Here is a 12699-nt window from a genome sequence, read left to right as displayed (position 1 = left end):
GTCGCAAGGCGAAAGGTGCGCGGCAGGGGTGCGGAGCCAGCCCTGCCGCGCGAGAGATCGCGCTAGGCGTGTACGTTCCTTTCGATCTGCCGGGTGATATGCCACTGCTGGAGGATGGACAGGATGTTGTTGACCACCCAGTAGAGCACGAGTCCGGACGGGAAAAAGGCGAAGAAGCCGGTGAATATGACCGGGAAGAACTGCATCACCTTGGCCTGTACCGGATCGGCCGGTGGCGGATTGAGCTTCTGCTGGATGAACATGGAGACGCCCATGATCAGCGGAAGAATGAAATAGGGGTCCTTGGCGGACAGGTCGTTCAGCCAAAGGGCGAACGGCGCCTGACGCATTTCCACGCTTTCGATGAGAACCCAATACAGGGCGATGAACACGGGGATCTGGACCAGGATCGGCAAACAGCCGCCCAGCGGGTTGACCTTTTCCTTCCGATACAGCTCCATCATCGCCATGTTGAACTTCTGCTTGTCGTCGGCATGACGCTCCTTCAGCTGTTGAAGCTTCGGCTGGAGCTTCCGCATTCTGGCCATGGAGCGATAGCTGGCTTGCGACAGCTTATAGAACAGGGCCTTGAGCGTGATGGTGACGAACACGATTGCCCATCCCCAATTGTTGAAAATTTTGTGGAACTGTTCCAGGAGCCAGAAAATGGGTTTGGCGACAATGGTCAGCCCGCCGTAATCCACCGTCAGGTCCAGGCCCGGTGCCGTTTGCTCCAACACTCGCTGGAGTTTGGGGCCGGCGAACAAATTAGCCTTGAAGACTTTCTCTTCGCCCGGTTTGACCTCGAGCATGGGCGAATAGGTTCCGATGACGAAATGATTGTCGGAGAGGGCTTTGGTGTAAAAACTATGCTCTTCGCCGGCCAGCGGAATCCACGCCGCCAGGAAGTAATGCTGAATCATGGCGATCCAGCCGTCTTTGGCTTTCCGATTCAGGTTCGAATCCGCCATGTCGTCGAACGTGATCTTTTCGTACTTTTCTTCCGGAGTGTATAGTACGCCGCCGGTATAGGTCCGGACGAAAGCGTCCTGATCCTTGCTTTCGGGATTCTTCCGCTGCAACTGAACGTATTGACGCCCTTTCCATTCGGCTCCGGATTGATTGTTGACCTGCTGCTCCAGTTCGATCAGATAGCTGCCTTTGGTGAAGACCAAGGTCTTGATAATCTTGATTCCTTTGTCATTGGTCCACGTGAAAGGTATGCGGAGGGTGTCTTGGCCTTCCGCCAGCGTGTAGATATTGGCTTCAGCTTGCCATGTGCTGTGATGGGTGGGCGACAGGGCCTGTTCTCCCAGGAATCCGCTCTGCGCGATGAAAAAGTTGTTCTCATCGTTGAGCAGCCGTACTGGCTGGTCGGGCTGGTCCTTGCTCTGGGGATACTCGAGCAGATCGAGTATGCGCAGGTCGCCGCCCTTGGTGTCGATCTCTGCTCGTATGACATCCGTGGTGACGGTGACGCGCTGACGCTCGACGCCCGGAGCAGCGGACGGTTCAGGCGTCTTGGCGACGTCGTCGACGTCGCGAGCTGACTCGGGTACGTCGCCTGCGACGTCCGGCGTAGTCGACCCGGATTGCGCCGTGGGCTCGGGCTTAGGCCCGTAATCCAGCTGCCATTGCTGCCACAGCATGAAGCTGAGAAATATAAAGAAGACGAAGAGAACGAACCTTAAATTATCCATTCTTATTTTCCGAATTGTTCTGGGACGGGATCAATACCGCCTTTGTGCCAAGGGTGGCATCTCAGCAGTCGCCTTGCGGCAAGATAGGAGCCCCGCAGAGATCCGAACCGCTGGATGGCGGTCAGGGCATAGCTGGAGCATGTCGGGTGGAAACGGCAATGCTGCCCCACCCAAGGGCTAATCAGGTACTGATAGAGTTTGATGAGGAAGACCAAGATGGCTTGCATCGCCTCACCAGGTTTTCCCAGTGCTTATGCAATGAGCTTCGGATTGTGTCATGGTCTGCCTGAATTGCGGCGCTGCGCGCCATTACCACAAAATCGACTCCGCCGAGCAGCGACTGCTGCAGGCGGAAGCTTTCGCGGATGAGGCGCTTGATGCGGTTGCGATCGGCGGCGTTACGGATTTGTCGTCTGGCGATAGCCAACCCGAGGCGCGGATAATCCCTACCGTTGGTTCGCGCGAGCACGGTTAAGTATTGGTCTGCGGACTTGCAGGGCTGCTCGAAAACGCGCTGGAAATCGGCGGCGGTACTTAAGCGGCGCGTTCGGGGGAAGCCGTAGCTAGGCGACGCCAAACGTCAGACGGTAAGCCGTTTACGACCTTTCGCGCGGCGCGCACTCAAAACCAAACGTCCACCACGGGTTTTCATGCGCGCACGAAAGCCGTGGGTCCGGACACGCTTTATCTTGCTGGGCTGATAGGTTCTTTTCATGGTGTACCTGTTGAATTCCGCAAAGAAAATACAAAGCTGTGCATGCTAATTCACAGGCGATACGGTGTCAATGCTGTGGATAAGTCGGCTGTTGCGGTATGATACTGAATTCCGTTAAAGCGCTCACGCATTTATCGCCTATGCCTTATGTCCTATTCCTCGAGCACAATAAGGGAGCTGCACAATGAGCGCGCTGTGGAATCAGTGCATGAGCAAGCTGGAAGGAGAATTGCCCCCGCAGCAGTTCAATACCTGGATCAGGCCCCTGCAAGCCGTCGAAAATGGTTCGGAGTTGAAGCTCTTGGCTCCCAACCGCTTTGTGCTCGATTGGGTAAAGCAGCATTTTATCGGCAAGATCGAAGAAGTTCTATCTGACCAGAAGATCCAGCCGCCACCCCATGTCGTTCTGGAAATCGGCACGCGAAAGCAGCAAGAAGCGTCTCCCGTCGCGCCGGCGATCAAGAGGCCGGCCGGTGTCAAGAAAGGCCTTCCCAACAATCTCAACACGGCTTTTACCTTCGATAATTTCGTCGAGGGCAAATCCAACCAGCTGGCCAAGGCCGCGTCGATTCAAGTGGCGCAGAACGTCGGACGGGCCTACAACCCCCTCTTTATTTACGGCGGCGTAGGTCTGGGGAAGACCCATCTTATGCACGCTATCGGAAATGAAATTCTAAGGGCGAACTCCTCGGCAAACATCGTCTATTTGCATTCGGAGCGCTTCGTTTCCGACATGGTCAAGGCCTTGCAGCATAATGCGATCGGCGCCTTCAAGGAGTATTACCGGACGGTCGATGCCTTGTTGATCGACGATATTCAGTTTTTTGCCGGCAAGGAACGCTCCCAGGAGGAGTTCTTTCACACATTTAACAGCCTTCTGGAAAACAAGCATCAGGTGGTCCTGACCTGCGACCGCTATCCCAAGGAAATCAAAGGCCTAGAGGAACGGTTAAAGTCGCGTTTCGGGTGGGGGCTTCCGGTAGCCATCGAGCCGCCGGATCTGGAAACCCGCGTGGCCATCCTGATGAGCAAAGCGCAGCACGCCGGCGCCGATCTGTCGCCGGAAGTGGCTTTCTTCATCGGTAAGCGAATTCGCTCGAACATTCGCGAACTGGAAGGCGCTTTGCGGCGCGTCATCGCCAATGCTCACTTCACCGGTAAGCCGATTACGCTGGAGTTTGCGAAAGAGGCCTTGCGCGATTTAATCGCGCTTCAGGACCGGATGATCAACGTCGAGAACATCCAGAAGACGGTTGCGGAATACTACAAGATCCGGGTGGCCGATCTCTTGGCCAACAAACGCACCCGCTCGGTGACGCGTCCTCGTCAAATCGCCATGGCATTGGCCAAGGAGCTGACCAATCACAGTTTGCCGGAAATCGGGCAGCAGTTCGGCGGACGGGACCACACCACGGTCTTGCACGCCTGCCGCAAGGTTCAGGAGTTAAAGGAAAGCGACAGCAAATTCGCCGAAGACTACTCGAATCTCATGCGCACATTATCGAACTAGACTTGATGGATCGGCAGTTTGAGAAGTCGGCTTTTTTCGTTCAACGAGTTCCGCATCAACATATGACCTTACTATGAAGTTCACCATAAGCCGGGAGAATTTGCTGACGCCCTTGCAACAGGTTGTCGGCGTCATCGAGCGACGCCAAACCTTGCCCATTCTGTCCAACGTTCTTTTGAAGCTGTCCGATGAGGCTTTGGAGTTGACGGGCACGGATTTGGAAGTGCAGTTGGTCACCAAGGCCGTGGTTGAAGGCAGCGATTCGGGTTCGGTTACGGTGCCGGCGCGTAAGTTCTTGGATATTTGCCGCCTTTTACCGGAAAAAAGCGTGGTGAACATCGATTGCCGGCAGGAGAAATTCGTTATCCAGTGCGGGTCCAGCCGATTCAACCTGAGTACTCTACCCGCGGAAAACTATCCGGAATTCGATGCGGGAACACCGGAGATAGAGGTCTCCATTCCGCGCAATTGCTTGAGACGCGCGCTCGAAAAGACCCTCTTTGCTATGGCGCAACAGGATGTCCGTTATTATCTGAACGGATTATTGCTGGATTTGGGCGGCCAAGTGCTGCGGGCGGTTTCTTCCGACGGACACCGTCTCGCTTTTTTTGAGCAGTCGCTGGAAAGTGGTCCGGAGGAAGGCCGGCAGATCATCGTTCCGAGAAAAGGCGTTCTGGAATTGAATCGGTTGTTGGGCGAAGGCGAGGAACCGGTAACAGTTCAAGTTGCACCGAACAATCTGCGTGTCGATTTGGGGACGGTCAGCTTTGCGGCCAAGCTGATCGAAGGGAGGTTTCCCGACTATCAGCGTGTCATGCCACGCGAGCTGACGCGAGTCATTTTGGTAGACAAGGCTGCTTTCAAAGGGGCTTTGACGCGCGTCTCGGTATTGTCGAACGAGAAGTACCGGGGCGTTAGCATGGAAGTGAGCGAAGACGGCAATATGTGCCTCAAGGCCCAGAATCCTGAGCATGAAGAAGCGGAAGAAAGGTTCGCCGTCGAACTGGAAGGCAAGGATATTTCGGTCGGTTTCAATGCGTCTTATCTTTTGGACGCTATCAACAACGTGGATTCCGATAACGTTAAATTGTCGTTCACCGAGAGTGCCAACAGCTGCCTAATCGAGGATTGCGAGGATACGCAGTTCAAATTCATCGTTATGCCCATGCGTCTGTAGCGTGGGGCATTTTTCGCTAGCCGGATATGGCGCGATTACGGGCTGATCCGTGCCTCAAGTCGTGGATGAGCGAGGACGCGTATGAGTCTGGTCAAGATTGAGGCCCATGATGTACGCAACATTGAATCCGCTGCGCTAGAGCCATCCCCGCGCCTCAACTTCATCATCGGACCCAATGCCAGCGGAAAGACCTCCTTGCTCGAGGCGGTTTATTTGTTGGGGCGAGCGCGTTCGTTTCGTACGCCCCAAATCAGTCAGGCGATCCGCTTTGGGCGAAGCGGATTAATGGTGACCGGAAAAGTTACGAGCGATACCGGCCACACGATTCCGATCGGAATTCGCATCGCTCGCGATGAGCGGGAGATCCATCTTTCGGGCAGGAAGATCCAATCCAGTGCCGAACTGATCCGTACATTTCCGGTCCTCGTCATTCAGCCTTCGAGCGGCGCTTTATTGGAGGGCGCTCCGAAGCATCGCCGCCAATTTCTCGACTGGGGAGTGTTTCACTTTGAAGAGTCGTATCTCGATTGCTGGCGACGCTACGCCAAGGCGTTGAGCCAGCGCAATATCCTGCTGCGGGAAAGGCGACTTCGCGACATTGAGCTATGGAACCGGGAGCTTGCGCGGTACGGTACAATAATACATGGTGCGCGCGAACGCTATACGGAGAGGCTTATGCCCTATTTTTTTCAAGCTGCCGCGCAGTTTTTTGCGGGCGTTAAGCTTGATTTGCACGTGCAATCGGGGTGGAACAGGAACAAGACTCTGGAAGCGGCGTTGCAGGAGGATGTCGCCTCGGACATTCGCCTCGGACATACTCAATCGGGTCCCCACAAAGCCGACTTCTCCATCGTGCTGGACGGTCGTTCGGCAAAAGCGTATCTCTCCCGCGGTCAAATGAAACTTTTGGTTTACGCGCTTTTGCTGGCCCAGTCCCTTCTGATGGAAGAGAGCGCCGGCATGAGTGCGTGCGTGCTGGTTGATGACGTGGCGTCCGAATTGGACGAAAACAACAAGAATAGACTTCTCGGTTTTTTGAAGGAGCGGCGGACCCAGTTTTTCATTACCGCCACCACGGAGGAAATGATCAAAGAGGCCATCAACGACGCCGCTGTGTTCCACGTGGAACATGGGCAAGTAAAGCAAGCGTGAATTAAGAAATGAGCATGACCAAACTCGCGAAAGATTATGACAGCTCCGCCATTAAGGTCCTGAAAGGTCTTGATGCCGTCCGCAAACGCCCTGGTATGTACATCGGCGATACCGATGACGGTTCGGGGCTTCACCATATGGTATTCGAGGTCGTGGATAATTCGATCGACGAAGCCTTGGCCGGCCACTGCAAGACGGTCCGAGTTATCGTCCACAGCGACGAATCTGTGACCGTGACGGACGATGGCCGAGGAATTCCCGTCGACATCCACGAAGAAGAGGGACGCTCTGCCGCCGAGGTTATCATGACCGTCCTGCATGCCGGAGGAAAATTCGACGACAATGCCTATAAAGTTTCCGGTGGGCTTCACGGTGTCGGCGTATCCGTCGTAAACGCATTGTCTGAGCATCTGGTCCTGGAAATTCAGCGCGGGGGCAAGCGTTACCGACAGGAGTATCGTGACGGCGTGCCGCAGGCTCCGCTGTCCGCTGTCGGCGATGCGAACGGGACCGGCACGACCATCCGCTTCAAGCCCAGCCCCATCATTTTCACCAACATCGAGTTTCATTACGAAGTTCTGGCCAAGCGCCTCCGTGAACTGTCGTTCCTGAATTCCGGAGTTCGGATTTCTCTGGAGGACGAGCGTACGGGGAAGAGCGATGTCTTCGAGTTCGAGGGCGGTATACGCGCCTTTGTCGAACATCTCAACAAGAACAAGACGCCGCTTTTCGATAAGGTGTTCTACTTCCAAACGGAAAAGGACGGTACCGGGGTCGAGGTCGCCATGCAATGGAACGACTCGTACCAGGAAAACATTTTCTGTTTCACTAACAACATTCCGCAGCGAGACGGCGGGACCCATCTCGCGGGCTTCCGCGCAGCGCTTACGCGGACCCTCAATCAATACATCGAAGATCAAGGCTTGCTGAAAAAGCAGAAGATCGCCACCTCGGGCGACGATGCGCGGGAAGGGTTGACGGCGGTACTCTCGGTAAAGGTTCCAGATCCCAAGTTTTCGTCCCAGACTAAGGACAAGCTCGTCTCGTCTGAGGTCAAGCCAGTGGTCGAATCGGCCATGGGTGAAAAGTTTCAGGAATTTCTGCTGGAAAATCCGCCGGTCGCCCGCCTGATCGCAAATAAGATGATCGATGCCGCTCGTGCGCGGGAGGCGGCTCGTAAAGCCAGGGAAATGACGCGAAGGAAAACTGCGCTGGATATCGCGGGACTTCCCGGCAAGCTGGCCGACTGCCAGGAGCGCGATCCGACTTTGTCGGAACTGTTCATCGTCGAGGGCGACTCTGCGGGTGGCTCGGCCAAGCAGGGTCGAGACCGCCGCACGCAGGCGATACTTCCGCTCAAGGGCAAGATTCTCAATGTGGAGCGGGCACGGTTCGACAAAATGCTCTCTTCGGAGGAGGTCGGTACCCTGATCACTGCGCTGGGTTGCGGCATCGGGCGGGAGGAATATGACCCGAACAAGCTGCGTTATCATCGCATCATCATCATGACGGATGCTGACATCGACGGATCTCACATACGGACGCTTCTTTTAACTTTCTTCTATCGTCAAATGCCGGAACTGATCGAGCGCGGCCATATCTACATCGCTCAACCCCCGCTCTACAAGGTCAAGAAAGGCAAACAGGAGCAGTATGTAAAGGACGATACGGAGCTCGATAACTATTTATTGCAATTGGCGCTCGAAAAGACCCGTCTGCATATCGATGAAACGACACCCCCAATACAAGGGCAGGGGTTGGAGCAGCTCGCGAGGGAATACCTGAATGTTCAGGCCCTGATCGAGCGCCTCGCCCATCGCTATGACGAGAGTTTGCTCAATCTTCTAGTTGAATATCCGGTTTTGGACGCCGCGACGATTGCTGATCGCGCGGCGTGCGAGGCGTGGTTTGCCGGTTTGGTCGCACGGTTGAATGCCCGCGATCGCAGTGCAAGTTTTACTATAGATCTGGATTTTGCGAACCAGGCCGACGGGTTTAGGGCGCATGTCAGCAAGCGGCTGCACGGCGTTCACAAGACCTTCGATATCGGCGCAGGATTTTTCAGCGGCGGCGATTACAAGCGTCTCACCACGTTCGGTCAGAAAGTGGACGGACTATTTGGTGAAAATTCGTTTATCGCCAGTGACGACAAACGGGAGCGCGTGCGGAACTTTAAGGAAGCCTTCCAGTGGATGATGACGGAAGCGAAGAGAGGTCAACATATCCAGCGTTATAAAGGACTTGGCGAGATGAATCCCGAGCAGCTTTGGGAGACGACATTGGATTCGAATACTCGCCGTTTGCTTCAGGTGAAGATCGAGGATGCGATAGCGGCCGACGAGGTCTTTTCGACGCTCATGGGCGATCAGGTCGAGCCACGACGCGATTTTATCGAGAAGAACGCGCTGGAAGTCGCGAACTTGGACGTTTGATGCGGATCGTCTTACAGGCTAGAGATCGGAACCCTTCGGCGGTTCGAAAAGGCTCCTAACCAGGAGCCTTTTTTTTGGGATACTGCAATTACTCATTAGAGCCTCGGAAACATCATTCGAGGGAGCTTGATCCGTCCGAGTTAAACAGTTTGTTCCACGTGGAACATAGAAACGAGTTACCTCGCTTTTCCACCGCACCGATGACCTACGATCACGGTATACTTCTACCAGTTATAATCTTCCGATAAGCCTCGATCGCACCTTCTCGAGCTCTAAAGCACGCTTTATCCGGACCCCATCTGCGGAGAGACAGCCAAATGTTGCCATATCCCTCTATCGATCCAGTGGCTATTAGCATCGGTCCTTTGAAAATTCATTGGTACGGGCTGATGTATGTCATCGGTATCGGCGGTGCATGGTGGCTGGCTCGCCAAAGAGCCAAAGAACCCGGTTTCCCGTGGACCCCAGCTCAGGTGGAGGATCTCATCTTTTATACCGCTCTTGGGCTGGTGATCGGCGGCCGGGTGGGATATATGCTCTTCTATAACTTTCCGGCATTCACTCAAGACCCTTTAATGCTGTTTAGAGTATGGGAAGGCGGTATGGCCTTCCACGGCGGATTGTTGGGAGCGTTAGCGGCAATGTGGATCTTTGCTCGAAAGCAGAAAAGCTCGTTTTTTGCGGTGACCGATTTTATCGCGCGGTACGTGCCGATTGGACTTTTTACGGGCCGCATCGGGAATTTCATCAATGGCGAGCTTTGGGGAAAACCAACTGATGTGCCTTGGGCGATGGTATTTCCGGATGCCGGCCCGGAGCCGCGCCATCCTTCCCAGCTCTATGAAGCCTTTCTGGAAGGTATCGTTCTTTTCGTGGCACTACACTTTTTCAGCCGTCGGTCGCCGCCGACAATGGCGGTAAGCGGCTTGTTTCTGCTCCTCTATGGCATGTTCCGCTTCATGGTCGAGTTCGTTCGTCTACCGGACGCTCACATCGGTTACCTGGCCTTCGGCTGGCTCACCATGGGGCAGGTGTTGAGCTTTCCCATGATCATCCTGGGTATGCTGCTTCTCGTTTTGGCCTACCGCCGTCCGATAGCCTCTGGCCTGAGGACTGATGAGTCCTGAAATCGAAGCACCGAACGAAACGGAAGATCGGCTTAAACAACGAAAACGCCAGCCATAATGTCCCATCCCGAAGAGCAATATCTCACTTTACTTCGAAAACTGATAACCGAAGGGGATGAGCGAATCGATCGAACCGGGGTCGGGACGCGCGCTCTGTTCGGCTATACGATGCGATTCGACCTCGCGGCGGGATTCCCGCTGTTCACGACCAAGCAGATTTTTTGGAAGACGGCGTTCAAGGAGCTTTTGTGGATGTTGTCGGGCGGTCGGAATATCCGGGAGCTTCTCGAACAGAACGTGCGTATCTGGACGGATTGGCCCTTGAAAAAATACCGAACTGCGACGGGTGAATCGATAAGCCAAGAGGATTTTGAACGCCGTATCTTGAGCGACGATGAATTCGCCGCCCGCTGGGGCGACCTCGGGCCGGTGTATGGGCATCAATGGCGCCGTTGGCGGGATTACGATGGGAAAGAGATCGACCAGGTGCAGCTATTGGTCGATGGACTGAAGAACGATCCGACCTCACGCCGGCTGCTTTTCGAGGGTTGGAACGTGGCCCAGTTGGACGAGATGGCGCTTCCACCCTGCCACAAAACCTATCAATTCTTTGTTAGCCAGGCTACGAACACTTTGTCGGGAGCCTTGATGCAGCGTTCGGCGGATGCCTATCTGGGGCTGGGTTGGAATGTCGCCAATCTAGCCTTGTTGACCCATCTGCTCGCCGATCATTGCGGGTATACGCCTGGAGAGATCGTTTGGTTCGGTTGCGACGTGCATCTATATCGCAATCATATCCCGCAGGCACAGCTTCAGGTAGAGCGACAGCCGCGTCCATTTCCCCGGTTGCACATCAAACGCAAGGCAGCCGATATATTCGGATATCGAATCGAAGATTTCGAAGTGGAGGGCTATGATCCCCATCCCCACATACCGGCCGAAGTGGCGGTTTGAACGCTCCGACGCGGCGGCACGCGCAGCAGGCGAAAACGAATCGATTTAGTTCCGCACTCGGCCGCCGGGCGCCGTTCGGTTTCCAGGCTGTTCAGGCGTCATTTCCTGCCGAGCATTCATCACGGTGTTGTCTGACAGCGGCAATCTAACTACGAACTCGCTCCCTTTCCCCGGACCGCCGCTCAGGGCCTCGATGCTTCCACCGTGCATTTCGACCAATTTCCGCACCAGAGTCAACCCGATACCGAGCCCACCTTGAGACCGGTCCAATGAGCGTTCGGCCTGCGTAAATAGATCAAATACGTGCGGCAGGAGTTCGGGCGAAATGCCGATACCGTTGTCCTTTACGGACAATATGAGTTCCCGTGCATTTGGGATCGCCGTTAGCTGAATGTGGCCGCCGTGAGGCGTGTATTTGGCCGCATTATTCAAGAGATTGGTAACTACCTGAACCAGCCTGACCGCATCCCCTCTCAGCAACACCGGTTCCTCGGGAGATGAGATAGAAAGTCGATGCTGTTGGGAATCGATAATGGCTTCGGTAGCTTCGACTGCCCGGTCGATGAGGACGGACAGTTCGATAGGTTCGTTCTTGAGCGTAATCTTGCCGCGGGTGATGCGCGATACATCCAGGAGATCATCGACCAAATGAACCAAATGTTTGACCTGGCGATCGATCATGTCTTTAACCCACAGCAATCGCGAATCGGTCAGATTCAGCAGTCCCATCACCTGAACCGCATTGCGAATGGGAGCCAAGGGATTACGCAATTCGTGGGATAGCATTGCCAGGAATTCGTTCTTGCGCCGATCGGCTTCTTCCAAGGCATCCTGAACCCGGACGAGTTCGTCGATGTCGGAGCAGATTCCGAACCACTTGGTGATGCGACTGCTCGCATCACGAATCGGGCGAGCGCGAACCTGAAACCATTGGTAGGATCCGTCGGTCGAGCGAAGACGATACTTGGTTCGGAACGGCTCACCCGTTGTCACCGCATGCTGCCATTGCAGCCTAGTGCGCTCTTCGTCATCCGGATGTATGGCCGCAACCCATTCGGTGCTTTTCGAATCCGGCGGTAAGCCCGAATACTCATAAAATCGGGGGCTGATATAGTCGATAAAACCGCTCGAATCGCTGGTAAACAGGATATCCGGCACCGTCTCGGCCATGGCGCGGAATCGCGCTTCGCTCTCCCTAAGCGCCGTCTCGGCCCACTTGCGCTCGGTAATATCGCGTATGATTCCTGTGAACTTTGTTTGCCCGCCGATCTGCATCTCGCTGACGGTAAGTTCGGCCGGAAAAATAGAGCCGTTTTTGTGTAGTACATCGACATCCCGACGGATGCAGATGATGGTCTTCGTGCCCGTGGCTAGATAACGTTCGATGAAACTGTCATGGCGTTCGCGGTCTGGCGACGGCATGAGAATTCGAATGTTTTTCCCGATAACTTCAGCAGCGGTATAGCCGAATAGCCTTTCCGCAGCGGCGTTGAAAAGCTCGATGTAGCCGCCGCTGTCCGTGGTGATGATCCCATCGACGGCGGTAGTGATAATGCTTTGGAGACGTTCTTCACTGAATTTTAGGGCTGCGGTACGTTCTTCGATTCTCCTTTCCAACTGCTCGTACGCTTCATGCAGCGCCGACTCGGCCGCTTCCCGCCGCTGGATTTCCGCCTCCAGTCGGGCGTTCTTTTCCAACAAATCGGCAGTACGAGCGGCGACTTGATTCTCCAGATCATCTAGCACCTGCTCCAACCGTTCCTTGGTTTCCCGTTTCTCCATTAAAGTCGCCACGAAATTGGCGGTGTTGAGGATATAGGGAGCATAAGGCGTGAACGCCTGCAGGTTTGCGATTCTGAGGATGAGAAAGCCGAACAGCGTCGTGTTCGTGCGCAACGGGATACACTCATGCCCGGCATCGGGAATGGCGCC

At 54.9% G+C, this 12699-nt stretch carries 11 protein-coding genes; 6 read left to right on the top strand and 5 right to left on the bottom strand.

Going from position 1 to position 12699, the window contains the following annotated elements:
• Window positions 1-62: 62 nt before the first annotated feature.
• The 4 genes from yidC to rpmH are packed head-to-tail and all read right to left on the bottom strand — an operon-like array spanning window position 63 to window position 2415.
• Window positions 63-1700: a membrane protein insertase YidC gene (gene yidC, locus ACR2R1_RS14725; protein WP_434110686.1), complete on the bottom strand. Its 1638-nt coding sequence runs from the start codon at window positions 1698-1700 to the stop codon at window positions 63-65.
• A gap of 2 nt (window positions 1701-1702) precedes the next feature.
• Window positions 1703-1927, bottom strand: coding sequence for a membrane protein insertion efficiency factor YidD (gene yidD, locus ACR2R1_RS14720; RefSeq protein WP_077728215.1), 225 nt, complete (start codon window positions 1925-1927; stop codon window positions 1703-1705).
• Window positions 1882-2277, bottom strand: coding sequence for a ribonuclease P protein component (rnpA, locus tag ACR2R1_RS14715; protein ID WP_077728214.1), 396 nt, complete (start codon window positions 2275-2277; stop codon window positions 1882-1884). Before rnpA ends, yidD begins: the two co-directional genes overlap by 46 nt.
• Window positions 2278-2280: 3 nt before the next feature.
• Entirely contained in the window at window positions 2281-2415 is a 135-nt protein-coding gene (gene rpmH / locus ACR2R1_RS14710) for a 50S ribosomal protein L34 (RefSeq protein ID WP_077728213.1), read from the bottom strand.
• A 184-nt stretch (window positions 2416-2599) separates the two neighbouring features.
• Here rpmH and dnaA point away from each other — a divergent pair, with 184 nt between their 5' ends.
• The 6 genes from dnaA to thyA all read left to right on the top strand — a co-directional run bounded on the left by dnaA (window position 2600) and on the right by thyA (window position 10767).
• On the top strand, window positions 2600-3925 hold the full coding sequence (gene dnaA, locus ACR2R1_RS14705) for a chromosomal replication initiator protein DnaA (RefSeq protein ID WP_086134437.1): 1326 nt from the start codon (window positions 2600-2602) through the stop codon (window positions 3923-3925).
• 73 nt (window positions 3926-3998) lie between these two features.
• Window positions 3999-5102 carry a DNA polymerase III subunit beta gene (gene dnaN, locus ACR2R1_RS14700; RefSeq protein ID WP_347257533.1) on the top strand — a complete coding sequence of 368 codons (1104 nt, stop codon included), beginning with the start codon at window positions 3999-4001 and terminating at the stop codon, window positions 5100-5102.
• Window positions 5103-5183: 81 nt separating this feature from the next.
• Window positions 5184-6254, top strand: coding sequence for a DNA replication/repair protein RecF (gene recF, locus ACR2R1_RS14695; protein WP_133716377.1), 1071 nt, complete (start codon window positions 5184-5186; stop codon window positions 6252-6254).
• Window positions 6255-6268: 14 nt separating this feature from the next.
• Window positions 6269-8686, top strand: coding sequence for a DNA topoisomerase (ATP-hydrolyzing) subunit B (gene gyrB / locus ACR2R1_RS14690; RefSeq protein ID WP_077728344.1), 2418 nt, complete (start codon window positions 6269-6271; stop codon window positions 8684-8686).
• 317 nt (window positions 8687-9003) lie between these two features.
• A complete protein-coding gene (gene lgt / locus ACR2R1_RS14685) occupies window positions 9004-9813 on the top strand; it encodes a prolipoprotein diacylglyceryl transferase (protein WP_077728209.1) in 810 nt (269 codons plus the stop codon).
• Between the two features lie 57 nt (window positions 9814-9870).
• Window positions 9871-10767, top strand: coding sequence for a thymidylate synthase (gene thyA, locus ACR2R1_RS14680; RefSeq protein WP_077728208.1), 897 nt, complete (start codon window positions 9871-9873; stop codon window positions 10765-10767).
• Window positions 10768-10812: 45 nt separating this feature from the next.
• Here thyA and ACR2R1_RS14675 read toward each other — a convergent pair whose 3' ends face one another.
• On the bottom strand, window positions 10813-12663 hold the full coding sequence (locus ACR2R1_RS14675; protein ID WP_168175319.1) for a PAS domain S-box protein: 1851 nt from the start codon (window positions 12661-12663) through the stop codon (window positions 10813-10815).
• Between the last annotated feature and the right edge of the window lie 36 nt (window positions 12664-12699).

It is taken from the genome of Methylocaldum sp. GT1TLB (genome assembly GCF_051027445.1).
Lineage (GTDB): Bacteria > Pseudomonadota > Gammaproteobacteria > Methylococcales > Methylococcaceae > Methylocaldum.
The sequence above is the reverse complement of the archived record's forward strand: the minus strand, read 5'-3'. Positions and strand labels throughout refer to the sequence as shown.

Coding starts and splice junctions, on each gene's coding strand:
- yidC (WP_434110686.1), bottom strand. CDS start 1,700: ATGGATAATTTAAGGTTCGTTCTCTTCGTCTTCTTTATATTTCTCAGC.
- yidD (WP_077728215.1), bottom strand. CDS start 1,927: ATGCAAGCCATCTTGGTCTTCCTCATCAAACTCTATCAGTACCTGATT.
- rpmH (WP_077728213.1), bottom strand. CDS start 2,415: ATGAAAAGAACCTATCAGCCCAGCAAGATAAAGCGTGTCCGGACCCAC.
- dnaA (WP_086134437.1), top strand. CDS start 2,600: ATGAGCGCGCTGTGGAATCAGTGCATGAGCAAGCTGGAAGGAGAATTG.
- dnaN (WP_347257533.1), top strand. CDS start 3,999: ATGAAGTTCACCATAAGCCGGGAGAATTTGCTGACGCCCTTGCAACAG.
- recF (WP_133716377.1), top strand. CDS start 5,184: ATGAGTCTGGTCAAGATTGAGGCCCATGATGTACGCAACATTGAATCC.
- gyrB (WP_077728344.1), top strand. CDS start 6,269: ATGACCAAACTCGCGAAAGATTATGACAGCTCCGCCATTAAGGTCCTG.
- lgt (WP_077728209.1), top strand. CDS start 9,004: ATGTTGCCATATCCCTCTATCGATCCAGTGGCTATTAGCATCGGTCCT.
- thyA (WP_077728208.1), top strand. CDS start 9,871: ATGTCCCATCCCGAAGAGCAATATCTCACTTTACTTCGAAAACTGATA.